At 37.4% G+C, this 22,730-nt stretch carries 20 protein-coding genes; 8 read left to right on the top strand and 12 right to left on the bottom strand.

Annotated elements, in window-relative coordinates; all coding sequences use genetic code 11:
• The first annotated feature begins 164 nt into the window (after positions 1 to 164).
• The 6 genes from der to F0365_RS02790 all read left to right on the top strand — a co-directional run bounded on the left by der (position 165) and on the right by F0365_RS02790 (position 8,896).
• Positions 165 to 1,469: a ribosome biogenesis GTPase Der gene (gene der, locus F0365_RS02815; RefSeq protein ID WP_169934737.1), complete on the top strand. Its 1,305-nt coding sequence runs from the start codon at positions 165 to 167 to the stop codon at positions 1,467 to 1,469.
• 189 nt (positions 1,470 to 1,658) lie between these two features.
• Positions 1,659 to 4,427: an outer membrane beta-barrel protein gene (locus F0365_RS02810; protein ID WP_169932265.1), complete on the top strand. Its 2,769-nt coding sequence runs from the start codon at positions 1,659 to 1,661 to the stop codon at positions 4,425 to 4,427.
• A 222-nt stretch (positions 4,428 to 4,649) separates the two neighbouring features.
• Positions 4,650 to 5,324, top strand: a complete 675-nt coding sequence (locus tag F0365_RS02805) for a glycosyltransferase family 2 protein (protein WP_240961853.1) — start codon at positions 4,650 to 4,652, stop codon at positions 5,322 to 5,324.
• A complete protein-coding gene (locus F0365_RS02800; RefSeq protein ID WP_169932263.1) occupies positions 5,321 to 6,808 on the top strand; it encodes a cellulose synthase family protein in 1,488 nt (495 codons plus the stop codon). Before F0365_RS02805 ends, F0365_RS02800 begins: the two co-directional genes overlap by 4 nt.
• Complete coding sequence (locus tag F0365_RS02795; protein WP_169932262.1) at positions 6,808 to 8,205, top strand: glycosyltransferase 87 family protein; 1,398 nt, start codon at positions 6,808 to 6,810, stop codon at positions 8,203 to 8,205. The genes F0365_RS02800 and F0365_RS02795 overlap by 1 nt, the downstream gene beginning before the upstream one ends.
• A 124-nt stretch (positions 8,206 to 8,329) precedes the next feature.
• Positions 8,330 to 8,896 carry a helix-turn-helix domain-containing protein gene (locus F0365_RS02790; protein ID WP_169932260.1) on the top strand — a complete coding sequence of 189 codons (567 nt, stop codon included), beginning with the start codon at positions 8,330 to 8,332 and terminating at the stop codon, positions 8,894 to 8,896.
• Between the two features lie 59 nt (positions 8,897 to 8,955).
• Here the strand turns inward: F0365_RS02790 and F0365_RS02785 are convergent, their stop codons facing one another.
• From F0365_RS02785 to F0365_RS02755, 7 genes are all read right to left on the bottom strand, one after another.
• Positions 8,956 to 10,491 carry a bifunctional GNAT family N-acetyltransferase/carbon-nitrogen hydrolase family protein gene (locus tag F0365_RS02785; RefSeq protein WP_169932258.1) on the bottom strand — a complete coding sequence of 512 codons (1,536 nt, stop codon included), beginning with the start codon at positions 10,489 to 10,491 and terminating at the stop codon, positions 8,956 to 8,958.
• Between the two features lie 187 nt (positions 10,492 to 10,678).
• Positions 10,679 to 11,350 (bottom strand): hypothetical protein, encoded by a 672-nt coding sequence (locus F0365_RS02780; RefSeq protein ID WP_169932256.1) that lies wholly within the window; start codon positions 11,348 to 11,350, stop codon positions 10,679 to 10,681.
• Between the two features lie 4 nt (positions 11,351 to 11,354).
• Positions 11,355 to 12,323 carry a deoxyhypusine synthase family protein gene (locus F0365_RS02775; protein ID WP_169932254.1) on the bottom strand — a complete coding sequence of 323 codons (969 nt, stop codon included), beginning with the start codon at positions 12,321 to 12,323 and terminating at the stop codon, positions 11,355 to 11,357.
• Positions 12,324 to 12,337: 14 nt separating this feature from the next.
• Entirely contained in the window at positions 12,338 to 13,273 is a 936-nt protein-coding gene (speB, locus tag F0365_RS02770; RefSeq protein WP_169932252.1) for an agmatinase, read from the bottom strand.
• Between the two features lie 192 nt (positions 13,274 to 13,465).
• Positions 13,466 to 14,854 carry an arginine decarboxylase gene (locus F0365_RS02765; RefSeq protein ID WP_169932250.1) on the bottom strand — a complete coding sequence of 463 codons (1,389 nt, stop codon included), beginning with the start codon at positions 14,852 to 14,854 and terminating at the stop codon, positions 13,466 to 13,468.
• Between the two features lie 92 nt (positions 14,855 to 14,946).
• Positions 14,947 to 15,933, bottom strand: a complete 987-nt coding sequence (locus F0365_RS02760) for a pseudouridine synthase (protein ID WP_169932249.1) — start codon at positions 15,931 to 15,933, stop codon at positions 14,947 to 14,949.
• 293 nt (positions 15,934 to 16,226) lie between these two features.
• Entirely contained in the window at positions 16,227 to 17,483 is a 1,257-nt protein-coding gene (locus F0365_RS02755) for an ABC transporter permease (protein ID WP_169932248.1), read from the bottom strand.
• Between the two features lie 214 nt (positions 17,484 to 17,697).
• Between F0365_RS02755 and F0365_RS02750 the strand changes: the two genes are divergently transcribed.
• Positions 17,698 to 18,753 carry a diphosphomevalonate/mevalonate 3,5-bisphosphate decarboxylase family protein gene (locus tag F0365_RS02750; RefSeq protein ID WP_169932247.1) on the top strand — a complete coding sequence of 352 codons (1,056 nt, stop codon included), beginning with the start codon at positions 17,698 to 17,700 and terminating at the stop codon, positions 18,751 to 18,753.
• Positions 18,754 to 18,762: 9 nt separating this feature from the next.
• Complete coding sequence (locus F0365_RS02745; protein ID WP_169932246.1) at positions 18,763 to 19,701, top strand: mevalonate kinase; 939 nt, start codon at positions 18,763 to 18,765, stop codon at positions 19,699 to 19,701.
• Positions 19,702 to 19,839: 138 nt separating this feature from the next.
• On the opposite strand, the gene F0365_RS02740 is transcribed toward F0365_RS02745, so the two are convergent.
• The 5 genes from F0365_RS02740 to pepE form a co-directional block, all read right to left on the bottom strand.
• On the bottom strand, positions 19,840 to 20,529 hold the full coding sequence (locus F0365_RS02740; RefSeq protein ID WP_240961852.1) for a M15 family metallopeptidase: 690 nt from the start codon (positions 20,527 to 20,529) through the stop codon (positions 19,840 to 19,842).
• Complete coding sequence (locus F0365_RS02735; RefSeq protein WP_169932245.1) at positions 20,526 to 20,981, bottom strand: GNAT family N-acetyltransferase; 456 nt, start codon at positions 20,979 to 20,981, stop codon at positions 20,526 to 20,528. Before F0365_RS02735 ends, F0365_RS02740 begins: the two co-directional genes overlap by 4 nt.
• 6 nt (positions 20,982 to 20,987) lie before the next feature.
• Positions 20,988 to 21,524, bottom strand: a complete 537-nt coding sequence (locus F0365_RS02730) for a GNAT family N-acetyltransferase (RefSeq protein ID WP_169932244.1) — start codon at positions 21,522 to 21,524, stop codon at positions 20,988 to 20,990.
• Entirely contained in the window at positions 21,521 to 21,802 is a 282-nt protein-coding gene (locus F0365_RS02725; protein WP_169932243.1) for a GNAT family N-acetyltransferase, read from the bottom strand. Before F0365_RS02725 ends, F0365_RS02730 begins: the two co-directional genes overlap by 4 nt.
• A gap of 81 nt (positions 21,803 to 21,883) precedes the next feature.
• Positions 21,884 to 22,606 (bottom strand): dipeptidase PepE, encoded by a 723-nt coding sequence (pepE, locus tag F0365_RS02720; RefSeq protein WP_169932242.1) that lies wholly within the window; start codon positions 22,604 to 22,606, stop codon positions 21,884 to 21,886.
• Positions 22,607 to 22,730 lie beyond the last annotated feature (124 nt).

Here is a 22,730-nt window from a genome sequence, read left to right as displayed (position 1 = left end):
GGGTTGTGAAGTTTGTATTTATTCCGTTTTCGCCTTGAGCTACTTTAAGATGAACTTCTATTTTCAAAATAGAAAATAGAAAGCGGAACATTTATCAAACATCTTATTAAAGCAACTGCTCTGATACTCAATAAAAAACTACCTTTGCAAACGCAAAAAATGCCATCATGAGTATAGTAGCAATTGTAGGGAGACCTAATGTAGGTAAGTCCACTCTTTTTAATCGTATGATTCAAAGAAGAGAGGCGATTACTGATTCCGTAAGTGGTGTCACAAGAGATAGACACTATGGAAGAAGTGACTGGAACGGTAAGGAATTTTCTCTTATCGACACCGGTGGTTACGTGATCGGAAGTGAGGATGTTTTTGAAACAGAAATCGATCATCAAGTAGAGCTCGCCATAGACGAAGCAGATGCTATTCTTTTTATGGTAAATGCTGAAGATGGAATCACTCCTATGGATGAAGATGTTGCTGAGCTTTTACGTAAAGTGACAAAGCCTGTTTTTCTAGTGGTGAATAAAGTAGATAATAACCAGCGGGAACAAGATGCTTACGAGTTTTATAATCTAGGTCTAGGGGAGTATTACTCTATTTCTAGTATGAATGGAAGTGGAACTGGAGATTTACTTGATGATCTCGTAAAAATACTGCCAGAAACCGAAGAGGAAGTAAGAGATGACCTACCGCGATTTGCAGTAGTCGGAAGACCTAACGCTGGGAAGAGTTCTTTTATCAATGCATTGATAGGAGAAGAGAGGTACATCGTTACTGATATTGCAGGAACGACTCGCGATTCTATAGATACCAAGTACAATCGTTTTGGCTTTGATTTTAATCTGGTGGACACAGCTGGAATTAGAAGAAAAAAGAAAGTACGTGAGGATTTAGAGTTTTACAGTGTGATGCGTAGCGTAAGAGCCATTGAACATTGTGATGTTTGTATCGTTATGCTGGATGCAACAAGAGGCTTTGATGGACAGGTACAAAATATATTTTGGCTGGCACAGCGCAACCGAAAAGGTATCGTTGTACTGGTTAATAAATGGGACCTTGTCGATAAGGAGACCAATACGGCTAAGGAGTTTGAAGCGAAGATCAGAGAGGAAATGGAGCCGTTTACAGATGTGCCTATTGTCTTTATTTCGGTACTGAATAAGCAACGTATACACAAAGCTATAGAAACGGCTGTTACTGTTTATAATAACCGTACTAAAAAAATAAAAACCAGTCAGCTTAATGAGATATTGCTTCCATTAATAGAGAAGTATCCGCCGCCATCATTGAAAGGTAAATTTGTAAAAATTAAGTTTGTAACACAGTTGCCTACACCGCAGCCACAGTTTGCTTTTTTCTGTAACCTACCTCAATATGTAAGAGATAGCTATAAAAGATATTTAGAAAATCAGCTTAGAAAGCATTTTGATTTTCACGGTGTACCTATCAGTGTTTATATGAGAAAGAAATAATACGTTTTGAGATGGACATAAAAAAAGCACCCTATAATAGGGTGCTTTTTTTGGTCATTTTTTTAAATCAGCAGGCCGTCAGACAGGTTTTTTCTTAACAAACTGTTAAGAGGCCTTTTACAGCAAAATTTTCCTAATATCATTGCGTTAACTTCTTAACCAAAGTGAACTAACTAAAGCTTGATTTTTATGAGATTATTTCTTGCTATCATTTTTATAGTGACGTCTTGCGTTACAGTAACAGCACAACAATTCAATATTATAGGGGTTGTTAAAGATTCTATTACTAATGAAAAGCTACAAAGCGCTACTGTATATCTAGAAAGTGTTAAAGACTCGACACTAATAGCCTATTCCATTACAGATGCTGAGGGTGTTTTTACGTTAACAGCTAATACCGCTTATGAAAAAGTAAACTTCATCACTTCATTTCAAGGTTATAAAAATTACACTGCTTTTATCAATCTTACGGACGGTCGCGATCTAGATTTAGGAGAAATTATTTTAAGTAGTGATATAGAAGCACTAAATGGTATTCTGATTACTGCTCGAAAAGCGCCTATTACTGTTAAAAAAGACACATTAGAATTTAATGCAAAGTCTTTCAATACAAGGGCTGACGCTACTTTGGAAGACGTCATGAAAGAACTGCCAGGAGTAGAAGTAGATAAAGATGGAAAGATTACCGTAAATGGTAAAGAGGTGTCAAGGATTTTAGTAAATGGGAAAGAATTTTTTGGTGATGATCCTCAAATAGCACTGAAAAACTTACCGAAAGAGATCATTGACAAAATCCAAGTAACAGAGTCAAAAACCGATACTCAAAAAGCCACTGGAGAAGCTGGTGATGCCAATGCTAGCGAAATCAACATCACTATAGATGAAGATAAAAATAAAGGTTGGTTCTCTAGACTTACCGCCGGTGGAGGGACTGATGAACGGTATTCCATGAGCGGAATTGCCAACTACTTCAACAATGATTTTAAATTGAGCGTCTTAGGGAGTAGCAATAATATCAATAGTCCAGGATTCTCTTTTGACGAGATTTATGATGCGATGGGCAGCAGCGCTTATTCTATTTCGAGAAGTAGCAATGGGAGTTTTGGTATCAATGGGCAGAATTTTGGTGGTAGCGGTGGTATTACCTCTAGCGATAGTGCCGGCCTAAATGTGTCAAACGATTGGGGTGAAACAGTAAGCGCCCAAATGAATTACTTTTATGGCGGTAACGACACAAGGTCTGCCGCTGACAGTCGTCGGGAAACCTTCTTACCAGACCGTACTTTTATTACAGAAAGTTCTAACCGTGGTGATCGTTTGGGAGACAGTCATCGAATAAGCGGTCGTATAGAAGTGAAGCCAGACACACTTACTTCGTTTAATATCAGGCCTAATGTCAATCTTTCTAATAACTTCAGTAACAACACAAGCAGCTCTATCTCAAGCGATGAAAGTGGCGCTGCTATAAACGAGGTGAGTACTTCCAGCACTTCAGATTCTGATAACCAGTCTTTGGGAGCAAATTTTTCTTTCTCTAGGAAAACTCTAGAAAAGGGAACCTATTTTGGCTTTTATGGGAATGCCAATACAAATCAAAGTGATGCTCAAAGTGATTTTAATAGTACACGTACTACTTTTGATGAATTTTCTAATCCAGAAACTCCGGTAATTCAAGATCAACTTATCAATAACAACTCAAAAAGCTCTAGTTTTTCTTTTACGCCATACTTTAATAAGAAACTTACCGATGCGCTAGGGCTTGCTTTAAATTACAACGTAGAGACGGGTAATCAAGAAAATAAAAGAAGCATTTTTGATAGAGATGGTTCTGGAGATTTGTTTTTTAATAACACCTTAAGTAACGATTATGAGGTGAAGAATACGCAGCAAAGACCTAGTTTAGGATTGCGTTATAACAAAGGAGATCTCCGATTGGACGTATATGCTGGAGTTATACATCAAACTTTAGAGAGTGAAGACATTTTGCTCAATACTAGTTTTGATAAAGAGTTTACAGACCCATATGTTAGAGCAAATGTGAATTATAAATTCGGTAAATACGGTAGAGCTTATGTGAATTATAGCAATAGTATCAATGTGCCCAGTGTAAGACAGTTGCAGCCAGTAGAAGATAGAACCAACCCGCAAAATATAGTGATAGGTAATCCAGATCTGGATGCCAGCCAGCAACATAATATCTACTTTAATTTAAGTCGATATGATTGGGAAAAAGGATCTGGTTTCTATTCTGGTGGAGGTTTTACCTATACAGATAATAGCGTCGCTGCAATCTCTACCACAGACGCTGATCTTATTAGAACCACTACCTACACAAATATCAATGGAGAATATAATGGTTATTTATACACCAGGTTTGCAAAAACATGGAAAAAGGATGCCAGAGAAATAGGTGTTGATCTAAGTCTGAATGGAAATTTATCCTTAAACAAAGGCTTTACTAACGGTACTGCTTTTCAGTCAGAAAACTATAGTTTCACCCCGGGAATATCTTTTGAATATTCTTTACAAGACTATATAGATGTAGAGTTGGAATATGAGATAAGTGCTAACAGAACACAATACGATATCACCTCCATCACAGAGCAAGATTTTGTAAATCAAAGAGTCGCTCTTGACATTACGACGCTGTGGCCAGAACATGTGATTCTTGGGATAAGAGGAGAGTACAACAAGTTTGGTAATATTACTGGCGATTTTGATGATGACTCCTTTGTTCTCATTGGGAGTCTAGGCTATAAATTTGCTAAGGATAAGGCGACAGTTAAGCTCAAAGCTTACGATATACTCAATCAAATTATTGATACAAGACGTAGCATTACAGATGATTTTGTTGCAGATACCAGTAGCCTAGTTTTACAGCAGTACTTCATGCTTAGTTTTACGTATAAGCTTTCAAAATTTGGAGGTAAGGATCCCAATAAAGAAAAGGGTTTTTAATTAGATACCGTTATGTAGGTGTTCCCTTTCCTGATTTTATTAAAAAAAGAGAACATATACAGCTGATTACTAGAGGCAATAGTTAAGGAATTATTTGAAATTTAAAACAGAAAAGTTAAAAAAGTAAATCTGCATTTATTTGTGTGCTAACCCATTCATAATGGTTAAATTGCGGCATTTTTCAAACACTTTGTCCTGAGCACAACACCTATTATAAGAGTTTTGATTCCTGCCTATAATGAAGCAGGTTCCATACCACTGGTCATTAACGATATTCCGTCTATAGTGACAGAGGTAATTGTATGTAGCAACAATTCTAACGACGACACGGTAATAAATGCGCGTAATGCTGGGGCAACAGTAGTAGAAGAGCCTGCTCCTGGATACGGAAATGCTTGTCTTAAGGGAATGGAATATGTGGCTGCTTTATCTAATCCTACCGACATCATCGTTTTTTTAGATGGAGATTATAGTGATTATCCAGAGCAACTTACTGAATTAGTAGCGCCGATTTTAGAAAACAACTTAGATTTTGTAGTTGGATCAAGAGTTAAGAAATGGAGAGAAAAGGGCGCTATGACAATTCCTCAGATTTTTGGGAATTGGCTAGCCACAGCCCTTATGAGTCTTTTATTTAAATCAAAATTCACCGATTTAGGTCCCTTTAGAGCCATTAAATATGATAAACTTATTGAGTTGGAAATGGAAGATCGCACATATGGGTGGACGGTAGAGATGCAGTTGAAGGTATTAAAAAAGGGATTTAGTTATAAAGAGGTACCGATGAGGTACCGCAATAGAATAGGTGTTTCAAAGGTTTCAGGTACGGTTAAAGGTGCTATATTTGCAGGTGTTAAGATATTAGTATGGATTTTCAAATACGGTTTTAAGAAATGATATTAGTTTGGATTTGCATCGTCGTTTATTCTATTTCGCTTATTTTGATTTTGTTCTACGCTTTTGCGCAGCTCAATCTTTTGATCAATTACATCAAGTCTCAAAAATTAGTAGATAATGCTCCTCAATTGGATTTAACTAATCCAGAAGAAGTTCCTTATGTCACCATACAGTTGCCTGTTTTTAATGAGGCATATGTAATGGACCGTCTATTAGATAATATTTCTCTTATAGATTACCCTAGAGAAAAGTTAGAAATTCAGGTTCTTGACGACTCCACAGATGAAACCGTTGAGACTACAGCAGCCCATGTCAAAAGACTTGCCGCAACTGGTCTGGACATGGTTCATATTACAAGAACTGATCGCAGCGGTTATAAGGCTGGAGCACTTAAAGAAGGTCTTGAAATCGCAAAAGGGGAGTTGATTGCTATTTTTGATGCAGATTTCCTTCCAGATGCAGATTGGTTGTACAAGACCATTCCCTATTTTAAAGATTCAGAAATAGGAGTAGTGCAAACCAGATGGGCACACCTTAATAGAGATTATTCTATCTTGACACAAGTACAGGCATTTGCCTTAGACGCTCACTTTACACTAGAACAAGTCGGGCGTAACTCTAAGGGCCACTTCATCAACTTTAATGGAACAGCAGGAATCTGGCGCAAAGAGACTATTTATGATGCTGGAAACTGGGAGGGAGATACCTTAACAGAAGATCTGGACCTGAGTTATAGAGCACAATTAAAAAAATGGAAGTTCAAGTACCTAGAACATGTAACTACTCCGGCAGAGCTTCCTATAATCATCAGTGCGGCGCGCTCTCAGCAATTCCGCTGGAACAAAGGTGGAGCAGAGAATTTCAGAAAAATGTTTAGAAGAGTGATCTCTTCAGACATGTCGGTCAAATCAAAGTTTCACGGTATTCTTCATTTATTGAACAGTACGATGTTTCTCAATGTATTGATTGTAGGTTTGTTAAGTGTTCCTATGCTGTACATCAAAAATGAATACGGTCACTTGCGCGAGTATTTTATAGTGATGAGTTTCTTTGTGATCAGTACTATTATCTTTTTTGTTTGTTACTGGTACATGTATAAGAAAACCTATGGTGGAGGCTTTAAAAACTTTATATCTTATATAGGTATGTTTTTTACCTTCTTTTCTATCGCTATGGGCTTTTCCTTCCATAATTCTATTGCTGTTTTAGAAGGTCATGCAGGAAAACGCAGCGAGTTTGTAAGAACACCTAAGTTCAACCTAAAAGCAGTGGGCGGCAATTGGAAAACAAACAAATACATACTTAAAAAAATCAGTCCTCATGTTATTATTGAAGGCATACTCATGCTTTATTTTGCATTTGGTATGTACTCTGCCTTTGTGGTAGGGGATCAAGGTGGCGATTTTGGACTATTTCCTTTCCATTTAATGCTTTTTATTGGTTTCGGATTCGTCTTTATACGCAGTATTACAGATAAACAGTAATGAAACATAAGCTGGGTAATATTTTTGGTATTATCAGCATTATTAGTGTGGTTCTTTACGCTGTTTTTTTCTCGCTTTCGCGAAAGCAATTCACAGAAACATTCTTAGTTTACAGCTTGCTTTTTCTATGCCTATATGCATTTTACAAAGTGAGCAATAAGGCATTTCAAGTAAATTATCGATTCTTATCCAACAAGTGGAGCGGCCGTTTTTTTAACTCAGATGTGCTGCTGTTGATTCTAGCAGTTGGAGTTATCTGTAGAGTCTCCCTTATTACTTATACACCTAATCTTTCTCAAGATTTCTTCAGATTTATATGGGATGGGAATCAATTATTAAACGGTTACAATCCCTATTTATATTTGCCTGATGAAGTGATGCGTTCAGGGGGGTCTTCTATTCCTAATGCAGCCTTATTACATGCAAATATGGGGGAACTGTCTAGTGGTCATTATACCAATTACCCTCCGTTGAATCAGTTGTTTTTTGCTGTAGCCGCTTTCCTAGGAGGTAAAAGTATTTTTGCCACGATGCTATGGATACGTGTCTTTATTATCATAGCAGATGTGGGCGTTTTTTTCTATGGATTAAAACTATTAAAACTTTTAGGTAAATCACCTTACCTCATACTCTTGTATTTTCTGAATCCGTTTGTGGTGATTGAGTTGACAGGAAACTTACATTTTGACGGCATGGTGGCTTTCTTCCTGCTTTTATCTGTGTATCATTTGTTGAAATCACAACAAATTAAAAGTGCTTTATTTCTCGCTTATGGGGTGCTTTTAAAACTGTTGCCGCTTATCGTATTGCCATTGCTATTTAGAAAGCTACGTTGGAAGAGGGCTAGTTTGCTTTATATAGCGGTGGGTGGGATAGTTCTTATGGGTTTCCTTCCTTTCTACAGCAGTGACTTATTAGGAAAGTATTCAGGTTCTGTAGCTTTGTGGTTTGGGAATTTTGAATTCAATGCCAGTGTTTTTTATGTGATACGAGCGATAGGTTATGAGCTTACGGGCTATAATGTGATCGAGACGGCTGGTGTCGTACTGCCTATGATTACTTTCTTATCGGTGCTGTTTATAGCATTTAAGCGAAAAAACGAAATTCCAGAAGTGCTATTGAGCAGTATGGTATTTTCATTTTTTATTTATTTACTTTTATCCACGACGGTGCATCCTTGGTACCTGACCATTCCTTTGCTATTTTCTATTTTTACCAGGTACCGATTTATGCTCGTGTGGAGTTTTGTAGCTTTTCTAAGCTATTATACCTATTCAAATACCGATTTTACAGAGAATTTAGGACTGGTGGGATTAGAATATGCCTCAGTTGCTGCTGTGTTTTTATGGGAAGTTCTATTTTCTAATAAAAATACACCTTCAAAAAGAGAAGTTTAAAAATCATTAAATCAGTGTATGGACAGGTTTGTCATAAAAATGACGTGAACACTTCTGCGATAAAATGACGTACCAAGTTCTATGTCGTATTAGCTTTGTTCCTAACAAATCAAAAACCAAAACTATGAATCCTATTGGAACAAAAATTAAAGAGATGCGTTTTAAAACAGGAATGTCTCAAGAGGAGTTAGCAGAGAAATCTCAGGTAAGTCTTCGCACCATACAACGCATAGAAAATAACGAGAATGAACCTCGTGGTAAAACCATGCAATTGATTTGCGATTCATTAGGAGTTCCTATTGAAGAGCTGTTGGACTTCGGTAAAAAGGAAGACTTACAGTTCCTGATGTTTTTTCATTTGTCTGTTCTATCTGGTATTGTAATACCACTAGGCAATATCATTTTGCCGTTAGTGTTATGGCTTACCAAAAAAGATAAAATTCAAGGATTACAAAAAATAGGGGCACGGCTTTTGAATTTTCAGATCGTTTTTCAGGCCATGACTTTTATTTTAATAATGCTTGCAACTCTTGGGAAAATTCTTCATTGGGAAAATCTTCATTTTTCAAATTTATTTTTAATGGTTTTTTTCCTTGTCTCGTTAAACGGTTTATTTGCTATTATTTTTGCGATCTCTAGTCGCAGAGGCAAACAAATTACTTACCCAAGCAGCATTCCTATGATTAAATAAAAAAAGGGGTTCTAATGTTATTTAGAAACCCTTTTGAAATAGTTATAACTCTTGTTCTTTTACTTCTTAGTCACTTCATAAAGATCCGTACGACGATCCTTAAGGTTTTTTACTGCCCCGTGATTGTGTAGTTGATTTAACAATGTAAGATCAACGTCGGCTACTAGAATCATCTCTGTGTTTGCAGTAGCTTCTGCTTTGATACCGTTGGATGGAAATGCAAAATCACACGGAGTAAATACAGCGCTCTGCGCATAAGAAATATCCATGTTTTCCACAGCGGGCAAATTTCCTACGCTTCCTGCAATCGCTACATAGCATTCATTTTCTACCGCACGCGCTTGGCAGCACAATTTTACTCTAGCAAAAGCATTCTGAGTATCGGTTAAGAAAGGAACAAAGAGCATTTGCATCCCATCTTTTGCCATAATACGACTCAATTCTGGAAACTCGCTGTCATAACAAATTAAGATTCCTATTTTACCGCAGTCCGTATCAAAAGTCTGTATGTTTTTACCACCTTGAAGCCCCCATACTTTTTGCTCATCTGGAGTTACGTGTATTTTTTCATAACGTTCTATAGTTCCATCTCTACGGCAAAGGTTCCCTATATTGTAGAGTTGGCCGTCAATAATTTCTGGCATGGATCCAGTAATAATGTTGATATTATACTTGATAGAAAGTTCAGAAAAACGCTCTCTAATCATTACGGTGTACTTAGCAAGTTCTCTTATGGACTGGCTTACACTTAAATCGTTGTAAGCCGCCATAAGAGGCGCGTTAAAATATTCTGGAAATAAGGCAAAGTCTGCTCTGTAAGCGGCAAGGCTATCTACAAAATATTCTACTTGCTGCATGAGCTCTTCAAAACCAGAGTAAGGTCGCATTTGCCATTGAACAATACCTAATCGTACCGTGCTTTTAAGTGCTGCTGTTTCGGTAATAGGTTTTGTATAATAAATATTATCCCATTCTAGAAGTACGGCAAATTCCATAGAGGCTTTATCGCCGTCTAAATAATTTTTAAGAACACGTGATACATGGAAGTCATTAGATAATTGGAAGTTCAACACCGAATCTGTGATCTCCTTATTGCGTACTTTTTCAATGTATTGTTTAGGAGTCAAGTCCTTTGCATGATTGTGATAATTAGGAATGCGACCTCCAAAAGCAATACCTCTCAGATTCAAATTCTCACACAATTCTTTGCGGTAATCATATAATCTACGACCTAATCGCATTCCTCTATATGGAGGTTTTATAAACACTTCGATGCCATAGAGCACATCACCAGAATCATCATGTGTGGTGAATTCGTAATTTCCAGTAACCTGTTCGTAGGTATACTGACCACTAAAGTCTACATACTTTACAATAATAGACAGTGCGCAAGCAACGATTTCTTCATTCACTTTAAGAACCACTTGGCCTTCAGGAAATTTATCGATAAGCGTTTTGATTTGCTCTTCTCTCCAGTAAGAATCTGGCAAGTTGGAGTAAGAATCTATCATCGCATGTTTCAACTCTTCATAATCCTTGAGTTGTAAAAACTCCAGATTCAAATTGTCAATCTTACTCATATTGGTATCGCTCATAATATTATAGGATCTAAATATACTAGGGTAGAGATGCGATTTGATTCCTTTAAAAAAATCAACGCAGCATTGTTTTGTTAAATAACTTAAAGATTTTATCTCTTTTTCGCGCCACAGCTACCGACATGCAAAAAAGCAGAACTATCAAAACTTACAAAACTAGGATGACTCTAGAGTCTTTGAAGTCCTAACCGCAATTAGCATTATAGAATTCAACGATTTCTTTAAGATCAGATTTTTTCAAATCTCTTCCTTCTAGTTGGGTAACCAGGCTGGGGCAATCTTCAAAATATTCAGCTGCTCTTTTCTTAAAACCTTTAAAAAGACTGACGTGATTGATAAGTTCTGCCTCTTTTCCATCACGGCACACCCATAATTGATTGTGTTGTGACCAGTTTCCTGTATAAATAGGTACGGCAATAGTACCAGCAGCACCTGGCATCCATGCTCCATTGTTTTGAGTCACTGTCCTCCCATAAAGACTCACCCCACCTACAACTACTTCTTGCATAAAGCCTAAATAATCTTTCCTTTTTCTTTTACTAATAAGGACGGGCACGTAAGTTTCAAACGCTGTATTTTCTATTCGCTCACCATTCACACGTTCGTTAAAAGTCACTGTAAATAAGATGTTATCAACCTCTTGAATTTTGTATTTCTGCTTTTTAGACTTTCTTTCTGTACGGAACTTTACTTTTTCCGTACCGCCAAAATTGAAAGCAGCCCCTACCTGAGGTATTTTTGCTTCACCAGTAAGAACACTGCCGTTTTTAAGGGTCACCACTGCTGGTGTCCAAGAATACTGGCTATACACCAAGCTCGAAAATAAAAAACCGATAATAAATAGAGTACTTCTCATAAAATTACATGTCTAGTAAGTAGGCAAAAATTAACGGTGCTACAATAGTAGCGTCGCTTTCTACAATGAACTTAGGGGTGTCTTGGTCGAGTTTTCCCCAGGTGATTTTTTCATTGGGAACTGCTCCAGAATAACTTCCATAACTGGTGGTTGAATCTGAGATCTGACAAAAGTAACTCCAAAATGGTGTGTCGGTGCGCTCCATATCTTGATACAACATAGGCACTACACAAATAGGGAAATCCCCTGCAATTCCTCCACCTATCTGGAAGAAACCTATCCCTTTTTGAGAGTTGTCTGTATACCAGTCTGCTAGGAAAGTCATGTATTCAATACCGCTTTTTACGGTACTGGCTTTTAGTTCTCCCTTGAGCACGTAGCTGGCAAAAATATTACCCATAGTACTGTCTTCCCACCCTGGAACAACAATAGGCAGATTGGCTTTGGCAGCTGCATACATCCATGAGTTCTCTATAGGGATTTCATAGTACTGTTCTAGAACACCGCTAAGTAATAGTTTATACATGTATTCGTGTGGGAAATAACGTTCCCCATTTGCTTCTGCATCTTTCCATATCTTAACGATATGCTCTTGTAACCTTCTAAAAGCTTCTTGTTCTGGTATGCAGGTGTCTGTAACTCGATTGAGTCCTTTTTCTAGTAAATCCCACTCATCTTGCGGAGTTAAATCGCGATAGTTAGGAACTCTTTTATAGTGACTGTGCGCTACAAGATTCATCAAGTCTTCTTCAAGGTTGGCTCCAGTACAAGAAATGATATGTACTTTATCTTGACGTATCATCTCGCCAAAAATCTTACCAATTTCGGCTGTACTCATTGCTCCAGCGAGAGAAACGAGCATTTTTGAACCTTGGTTGAGTTGTGCTTCATAACCTTTGGCAGCATCTACGAGCGCAGCACTGTTAAAGTGTAAAAAGTATTTTTCTATAAAATCTGTTATCGGTTTTCCCATGTGATTTTTGAAGATTAATCTTCTATATTTTTCATTTTTTTCAATCCTGATTTTGCAAAAGTATTGTTAGAATCATAACCATCTTCTCCTGCTAGAGCGATGTCTTTAAATTTATAACTCAACATTTTATAATACAATTTTGCTGCAAGAAAGTCAGACGATTTCTCAGCTGGATTAGGGCATAATTCTACAATATCAAATCCTACGACGTTCTTCTCTGCAAAGACCATTTTCAAGAAATCAAGCATTTCGTACCAAAACATTCCACCAGGTTCTGGTGTTCCAGTAGATGGACATATGGACGGGTCAAATGCGTCTAGATCGATGGTGATAAAAACGTTCTCGGTAAGTGCCTCTGTAGCTTTTTCTGACCAGTAGTCGTCTTGAATCATCTCGTGACCGTAGAAAACTTTCTCATCATCATTAACGCCTACTTCTATACTGTCCATAGATCTAATTCCTACTTGAACCAAATTAGCCGTTTGACTTGCTTCATACAAAGCGCAAGCGTGATTACAAGTACTGCCTTCGTATTCTTTTCTCAAGTCTGCATGAGCATCAATTTGAAGGATGCTCAGATGCTCATACATTTCATTAAATGCACGGATACTTCCTATGGAAATGGAGTGCTCTCCACCGAAAAGGGTAACAAATTTATTTTTTTTGATGTACTTTTTGGTGGTGGCATGAACAGCAGCTACCATAGCTTCTGGAGAGCTATTTTCTGTAACAGCCTCTGCTAGAAAAACGCCGTGATGATAGACTTCTGTATCTGTTTCAATATCATATAATTCCATATTGGCGCTGGCTTCTAGAAAAGCTTTAGGACCTTTATCGGCTCCTTTTTGCCAGGTACTGGTACCATCGTAAGGGACTGGAATTAAAACAATAGATGCATTATCTAATCCAGCATATTCATCTGGGATTCCTGCATAGTTTGAATTGCTCATGTGGTGAAGTTAAAAGTTGGTTTTAAAGTTACGTTTAATTTAGTGTTTTCAATTTTAGCAATTATTAATAGAGGAAGTTGATTTGGTATCGACAAGTGCTACGCACGATCTCGATCCTAGCTCTTGTGTTTTCAAATTCATGTCCGACTTCGATTTCAAGTTCGTTTTCAACTGGAACTAGAACTTCAGTTTCTAGTATCCTAAAATATCCAGCATTTGTTCTGAGGTTTGTTGTTCTTTAAAAACACGGGTTTGAATTTTTCCATCTCCGTCCCGGTCGATCAAAATATGCTTTGGTGCTGGGATCAGGCAGTGCTGTATACCTCCAAAACCACCTATACTTTCTTGATAAGCTCCTGTATTGAAAAATCCTATATATAAAGGTTTATCTTTATGGTACTTAGGCAAGTAAATGGCGTTTACGTTTTGTTCACTGTTGTAGTAATCGTCACTATCACAAGTTAATCCGCCTAATAAAACCCGCTCGTATTCCTCACTCCAGCGGTTGAGCGCTAGCATGATAAAACGCTTATTAATCGCCCATGAATCTGGTAAAGTGGTGATAAAAGAACTGTTGATCATGTTCCATTTCTCCCGATCATTTTGTTGTTTTTGGTACAAGACTTTGTAAATAGCACCGCCGCTTTCTCCAACGGTGAAAGAGCCAAATTCTGTAAAAATATGAGGTACATCAATACCAGCTTCATCGCAAACCTGTTTGATTTGAGCTACGATTTCATCGATGATATACTCGTAGTCAAAATCAAAAACTAAAGAGTTTTTGATAGGGAAACCGCCACCTATGTTTAAACTGTCCAGAGAAGGACATATCTTTTTAAGGCTGATGTACACCTTAAGGCATTTGTGTAATTCATTCCAGTAATACGCATTATCCCTTATACCTGTATTGATAAAGAAGTGCAACATTTTGAGTTGTACTTGATCGTTAGATTCAATTTGAGTTTTATAGAAATTAAGAATATTCTTATAACCTATTCCCAGCCTGCTGGTATAGAATTCAAATTTAGGTTCTTCTTCACTCGCGATACGTATCCCACAATGGAACTTTTTCTTTGTGGCATCTGTCAACAAAGTTAATTCTTCATAGTTATCTATGATAGGAATACAATTCTGTCCAGAGTCAATTAACTCTGCTATGTTTTGAATGTACTGGTCTCGTTTAAAACCATTACAAATGACAAAAGTGTCCTTTTGGATTTTACCTTCTGCTCTTAGCTTGTTAACGATATTGATATCAAAAGCACTAGAAGTTTCAATGTGAATATCATTGGATAAGGCTTCATCCAGCACATGCTTAAAATGCGAGCTTTTAGTGCAATAGCAGTAATGGTATTTTGCTTTGTAGTCCGCTTTCGCGAAAGCGGAATCAAACCAGCCCTTTGCTCGATTTATATTATCGGAAATTTTAGGTAAATAAGTGAATTTTAAGGGCGCACCATATTGTTCTACGAGAGCCATAAGGTCTATACCGTGGAACTGTAGCTGCCCATCTTGCAGCTCAAATTCTTCCGTTGGGAAGTAATAAGTCTGATCGATGAGATCTATGTATTTTGTATTCAAATTATGGGGTTAATTTATATGGTAAGGCATCGTCGCCTTACTCACAAAATTGCTCAAATGTAAATCAGTATCTGTTAACGGGGCGTTAATTTTTATGGAATCATTTTCAGATTAATCACCTCTTGATCAGTCAGTCTGCGGTAATGACCTCGGGGCAAATCTTTTTTAGTTAGTCCGCCTAATACCACTCTATCAAGAACTTTAATTTCATATCCTACAGATTCAAATACACGTTGCACGATGTTATCCTTACCACTGTGGATTTCAATTCCTACCTCATTATTTTTACCGTTCTCAACGTAGCTGATCTCTTTAATCTCTACTTCTTCACGATCCAGTAAAATACCATTACGCAATTTCATTAAATCGTCGTGTTTAAAGCTGCGATCTAATGCAACTTGGTAGATTTTCCGTAATTTTTGTTTCGGGTTATTCAGTTTGTTGGCTAGTTCAAGATCACTAGTAAACAACATGATCCCTAGGGATGCCCTTCCTAAGCGCCCCACAAAATGCAGGCTATTAGGACTGGCATTTTCCATAAGATCTAGGACAGTTCTTGTAGAACCTTCTCCTTTGCGCGGAGAATTAAATCCTTTGGGCTTATTAAGAATAAAATATTCTTTTTTAGTAGGCTGTATAGGTCTGTCGTCAAAACGCACTTCATCTCCAGGCATTACTTGATATCCCATTTCTATAACAGGTTTGCCGTTGACACTTACGCTACCCGCTTGGATATAGATGTCTGCATCGCGACGGCTACAAAGACCAGAGTTTGCGATATACTTGTTAAGCCTTGTACCTGCTTTGTCTGTTTTTCTTTTGGTAAAGCTTTCAGACTTTTTACGGTCTATATATTCTTTTTTGGTAACAGGCTTACCAGAACGAGAAGTTCCAACTACCTGATTTTTACCACCACGAGTAGTAGGACGGTCATCAGAATCTTTGTCGCGAGAAGGAGATTTCCCTTTGTTGTCAAATGATTTTTCATCGCGTCTGTTATTGTTTTTTGAAGCACCAGCGCTTTTGCCATCACGGCGACCGCTACCTTTACCTTTTGATCCTTCGTTACCTCTACCCATCGTGTGAAATTTTTTGCAAATATAGCCTTTTAGTTATTTGAAAATCAAGTTGTTTTTTAAATTAAAATGTACTTGCTTATTCTGTGAAACTTGACTCTAAAAGCTATCTTTTATTAGAAATAGGAGTCAAAATTCAACTTAAATCTTAGCGAGTTCGTCTATTGTTTACTTTCATCAACTTGCTGGATTTAAATGTAAGTCCTTCCTAATGGAAACCAATGACAGTAACTATTGGAGTGTATACCCGTTAAAGATAAAAAGAATATTTTAGGCATTGTGAAGTTATCTAAATCCTACATTCCAGTCCTTATGGCTTCTACAGGATCGAGTCTTGCGGCTATAATAGCAGGAATGATCCCTGCAACAAGTCCTATTATCGCACTCACGCTTGTTCCTAGTAGGATGTTTGAAGAGGATAAAATAAAGGTAAAATCTTCTACGAAGGTATTTGCAATTAAAGTGGCTATCCAGACAAAGAGCAGTCCAAATAATCCTCCAAATAAAGCAAGTATGATAGATTCAAATAAAAATTGAGAAAGGATAAATCGTCTTTTTGCACCTAAAGATTTTTGAATCCCTATTAAATTAGTACGTTCCTTAACACTTACAAACATGATGTTTGCTATCCCAAAACCACCTACCAGCATCGAGAAACCAGAAATGATAATTCCTATAAGGGTTAATACAGAAGTCACTTGATCAATCAAATCAGCCAGTCCCCTGATTGGGTTTATAAAAAAGTTTGATATTTCATCTTGTCTTAAACCTCGGTAAACTCTTAATTTTTGCTCTAAGACGGCGTTAAACTCTTCTACGTCAATTCCTTTTTTAGGTTTTAATATAATTGCGGGCAACCTGAACTTGTTGTTGTCTCCATAAATTTTCCTAACAAAGCTAACGGGCACGTAAGCACTGCCGTCTTTAGACGGTCCTATATTAAATCCTTGACCTACTTTTTCTAAGACTCCTATAACGGTAAATTTATTTCCGTATAGCCGTACCCTTTTTCCTATAGGGTCTGTGTTTCCAAAAAGGCTTGTTGCCACCTCGCTACCCAATACAGTTACTGGGCTGCCGTTGTTAGATTCGGCGCCATTAAAAAAACGACCTTCCGCTAATTTTAAATTATCAATGTCGTAATAACTGTCTGTACCTGGTACGACACTCACTCCGGTCGCAGTTTTATTCTCAAATTTTATATTTTCTGGACCAGAAAAAACAGTGTAGGTCATGACATCTATGTCTTCCATACTGCGTTGTAGCATCTGGAATTCGTCATAAGTGACTTTAGGAAAACTCTCGTATTGATAAGGTTCTAATTCTGTTGGGCCAAAAGACTTACTCGTTACATAAATAGTAGAAATATCTAAAGAACTGAGTCCATCGGTCACCTCGTTTTCTAAAGAATCAATTGCCGCAAGAACACCAATGATGGAAAAAATACCTATGGTAACACCTAGAAGTGACAGAAAGGTACGAAGCAAATTGGTGCGTAACGCATTAATGGCAAAAAAGAAACTTTCCTTTAAAACTCTAAGATAAATGAGCATGGACTGATTTTAGATGTTCGGCTGGTTAAAAATACGCTTAATCATTGGACACTACAGAAGCTTATTTGTTACAAATAAGATTGTTTTTATTCTACTTGAATAGGGAATCAAGTCTAGAAATGGCTTTTTTTCTTCAGAAAAAAGAAAGCGGAACTTCAAACATCTTCTAAAAACATTTCCTAACTTATCTTTGCAACTTAAATAAGGTGGACCATTGGAAGAGCATTTTAAACTTAAAGATCAGGTAGAATTAAAGGAAACGCTAGCTGCAAAATGGCAAGCGCCTTCTAATATTGCTTTGGTAAAATATTGGGGAAAGCACGGTATGCAACTACCGGCAAATCCATCTATAAGTTTTACGCTCCACGCTTGTCGTACCATTACTAGTGTAAAAGCAACCAAGGGGAAACCGGGTTTTAGCATCAGTTATGACGGGATTGCAAAACCTGAATTTGCGCCTAAGATCAAAGCTTATTTGGAGCGTATTGTTGACTATTGTCCATGGACAGCTAATTATTATTTTGATATCGATACGCACAATACATTCCCGCATAGCTCTGGAATAGCGAGTAGTGCGAGTAGTATGGCTGCTTTAAGCGCTTGTATGATGGACTTTGAAAGTGAACTTACTGCTACCCCGCTGGATTATCATAAAATGTCATTTTTAGCTCGTCTAGGCTCTGGAAGTGCTTGTCGCAGTCTTCAAGGAGCAGCTGTTTTATGGGGGGAGCATAAAGACACTTCAGGTAGTTCTAATTTTTACGGAGTGGATAAAAGTGAGTTGTTGCATCCGGTTTTTCAAGATTTTCAGGACACTATATTATTGGTTGATAAAGGGGAAAAAGTAGTCAGCTCTACGGTAGGTCATGATTTGATGAATGGTCACGCTTTCGCAGAAGCGAGATTTGAACAAGCCCAAGAGAATTTGACTATTTTAAAGAAAGCATTACAAGAAGGTGATTTAGACATGTTTATCAAGATCACTGAAAGTGAGGCACTGACCTTACATGCCATGATGATGACCTCGCATCCTTATTTTATATTGATGAAACCGCAAACGCTGTCGATCATTGAAGAAATTTGGGCTTTTAGAAAACAGACACAAATACCCGTATGTTTTACACTGGACGCAGGAGCAAATGTGCATATGCTATATCCTAGCGAGCACAAAACCGCGGTCGATGAACTGATTAACAACAAATTGACGCGCTATTGTCAAAACTCTCACTATATTTGTGATCAAATCGGTACAGGTGCAAAAAAGTGCTAACTTAGTCATATGAAAGGACCCTTATTTTATTCTAAGATTCTACTCTTTGGTGAGTACGGTATTATCAAAGATTCTAAAGGTCTTTCTATTCCTTATAATTTTTATAATGGAGCCCTTAAAATCAGCGATGAATTAACTGATGCTTCCGCACAGTCTAATAAGAATTTAGACCGTCTGGCGACTCATATAGAGTCACTTCAAGAGTCGGACAAAGATTTTCCTCAGTTTGATATTTTAAGTCTCAGAGCCGATGTGAATGCAGGAATGTATTTTGATTCTAGTATCCCACAAGGGTATGGAGTAGGCAGTAGTGGTGCTTTAGTTGCTGCTATTTATGACAAATATGCTATTGATAAAATTACGGTTCTAGAAAATCTAACTAGAGAAAAATTACTGATCTTAAAAGATGTTTTTGGAAAAATAGAGAGTTTCTTTCATGGAAAAAGCTCTGGCTTAGATCCATTAAACTCTTATTTAAGTTTGCCTATTTTAATTAATTCGCAACAAGATATAGAACCAGCAGGAATTCCATCGCAGTTAGCGACAGGAAAAGGAGCTGTTTTTCTATTGGATTCTGGTATAGTAGGAGAGACCGCGCCAATGGTGAATATTTTCATGGAGAATATGAAGCAAGAAGGTTTCAGATCTATGTTGAAGGATAAGTTTGTGAAATATACAGATATGTGTGTGGAAGATTTCTTGAGCGGTGATGTAAAAGCACTGTTTGGTAACGTGAAGAAACTTTCTCATGTAGTATTAGATAACTTTAAACCTATGATACCTGCTCAGTTCCATGATTTATGGAAGAAAGGACTTGATAGTGGTGATTATTACTTAAAACTTTGTGGTTCTGGTGGTGGTGGTTATATTTTAGGTTTTACAGAAGACCTAGAAAAAGCAAAAAAAACCCTTGAAGATTATAAACTAGAAGTGGTGTATTCATTTTAGAAAAACAAAATTTATAAAAATACGCCCAACTGAAAAGTTGGGCGTATTTTGTTAGGGGGTTTTCTTTGTTCTTTAGAATCAAATTTATCTAGAACACTTCTATTAATAGTTGACTTCAATAATTACTTCTCCTTTTAATCACTCCTTTAATTTTGGGTGTATGCCTTTGATATGCTCTTCCAGATAGCGATTGATGCGTTCTTCACTTATCTTATCCATTCCCATGATATTTTCTGATCTAAGGAAAGTAACTAAATCTATGGTATTTAAATAGTCGTTATACCGCTTTCGCGAAAGCGGAATATAGCTATAATGCCACGGCTCATATTTAAAACCAGTGCGGTTGTGATTCATGGTGTAAACGAGTTCAAAATCATATTCAGGACTGTGCTGTTCCATCCAGTCTTTGAGCTTGCAAAAAGGGCCAGTACCATGAAATTTAGACGGTACTAAAACGTCTCCAGAGTAGGTGGCATTCGTATCAATAATATCGATATCCGTTCCCCAATGATGTCTCGAGGTTCCTGGTACCGTGCTGTATTCTACAATTTTATCAAAAATGGCATCCGGCTCAAGGCCTTGTGACTCGTATTTTTTATACTTGCGATTCCAGATTTGTGTCTGTCTGCTAAAACTCCGGTAACCAGAAACTACCCTCAGTTGAATACCTTCTTTTGCCGCTGCTGTTTTCATAAGATCAAAAGCAACTTGTGTTTCCTTTTCTAATAGATTTTTAGGGTTGGCACTTTGCCCAGTGAGTTCTTTTTGATCTATTTGTGGGGTAATCGTTAATGTAAAAAGCATCATTATTCCAATGAATCGCATCATAATATTTTTATCATTTTAAAGTGATCTCCTACGTTAGGAATGACAAATAAGTCGCTCACAACTTCATAACCCATTTTTTCATAAAATGGCACTGCTGCAATACGTGCATTGAACCATATCACTTTAATGTCTTTCTCTTTGAGTAATTGTTCTGCTCTTTTAAGCAATTTCTTTCCTACTCCCTTTCCTTGCATCGTTTCTAGAACTGCCATGCCTCTTAGCTGATAGCAATGGTGCAGTTTAAATTCCCTAAGTTTTTCAAGGCGCACATCTTTATTCATTAAACAAGTGGTGACACCTATTATTTTATCCTTCTCAAAAGCGCCTAGATGAAATGTAGTTCCTAATTCATCTCCAGAGAAATGGCAGTCCTCCATAGGCCTTCCCTTTCTAAGAACCGGACGCCTTACAGAAAAGGTTTCTCTAGCGGTTACTGCTTGTATGTCAATCATTTTTAATTAATTGGAGTTATTGAGATAGGTTTCTCTAGTGATTTTATATTGTCTGGCAGGTTCTCTGCGGTCCCATAAAAAACGATGTTCCAGATGCATTCCTAGTTTTTTTGCGACCACTTGCGAGCCGTAATTCAGTTCATGAACATGAGCTACTAATTGATTCAAGCCATGATCCTGAAAACCGTGTCTTAAAACTTCGAGCCCAGACTCTGTAGCATAGCCTTTTCCCCAGTATTTCTTCAGGAAGCGGTAACCTATATCCACAAAATCTTCTTCTTTATGATTTTTTAATCCCGACCAGCCTAAAAATACACCATCTGCTTTTCTAATAACGGCTTTTCTTCCCATATGATACAACGCACACTGTCCTTGCGAATTTGTAACATAATCGACTGCAAATTTTCTTGCAGCCTCTAGGTGTTCAAAAGCATGGTCTCCAGTGTATCGCATCACTTCTTCGTCGCTATTGAGGTCAAAAAGAAAAGGAGCGTCTTTTTCTTGAAAAGGTCTGAGATACAGCCGTTCTGTTTCTAATATCATACTCTAACCTTATGCCAACTGTCATTTTTGTCAAAAAGAACTTCAGCAAACGGACATAGCGGATGGATCTTACGTCCTTTTTCTTTAGCAAAATGGTAGCTTTCTGTTACGAGTTGAGTTCCTAAGCCTCTTCCTTCTTGAGAAGAATGCACTTCTGTGTGATCTATCGTCATGACGTTATCTTTTAAAGTATAGGTCAACTCTGCTATAGTTTTATTGCCTTCTTTAAGGTAGAAAAGACCCCTAGAGTCATTTTCTTTATGTTGAATAGATGCCATAATGTTTGGTTTTTTTTAAATGATGTGATGTCTATTAAGCCTAAAGATAATCGGTTCATTTTAAATTAGTCTAAAAATTATTTAGTGAATTTTATAAAGTGGAGCAAAATCGTATCCAGGGCTCACTTCTATGGCGTCGTTGCCTTTTGTGAAAATTCTAGCGGACGCTGTACCACATAAAATTTCTTCTTTGCCTTGTACTCTGATATAACTTCCTTCACGCAATCCTACTACAGCCAAATCATTATAACAGTGAAATTCTTTGATACGTTGCTCTCTAGTTTCTCCCATATGGGTGGAGTTAGGGTCTGGGTCAAGGTAATGTGCATTGATATTATAACCTATGGCTCCTGTGGTTTTGAAACTTGACGGCATGACAATAGGCATGTCATTGGTGTTCCTCATGTTAAGACCGCAAATATTACTTCCAGCACTAGTTCCTATATAAGAGGTTCCTGCATATATTTTTTTACGCAGCAAGGACATGAGATCTAAGTCGTGAAGCATTTTCACCAATACAAATGTGTTGCCGCCTCCAGTGAAAATAGCTTCGGCACTTTCTAAGGCCTCCTGCGGATTTTCAAATTCGTGTATTCCTTTTACTGTGATAGGGGTCTTTTGAAAAGCAGTTCTAACTCTTTCTGTATATTCCTGATGAGAAATACCGCCTGGACGCGCGTAAGGAATGAATAGAAGTTGTTGTATATTATTTTTATCAAAGTCTTCTAATAGAGTGGGGAGTAAATAGGAAAGGTATGCGGTGCCATGAATAGTAGATGTGCTGGCAATGATCATGTTTTTCATGGTTTGGTTGTACTAGGTTAAACATCGTTAAACTCTAACAATGATAGGATTATTTGTACGTTATTTGTGTATATTAAATTTGTTTTGACATTATTTTAAGTCAATTAATACCCCCCCCCCCTAT

It is taken from the genome of Nonlabens sp. Ci31, from assembly GCF_012974865.1.
Taxonomy (GTDB): Bacteria; Bacteroidota; Bacteroidia; order Flavobacteriales; family Flavobacteriaceae; genus Nonlabens.
Note: the sequence above shows the minus strand (reverse complement) of the source record. Positions and strands in the feature narration are given on the sequence as shown.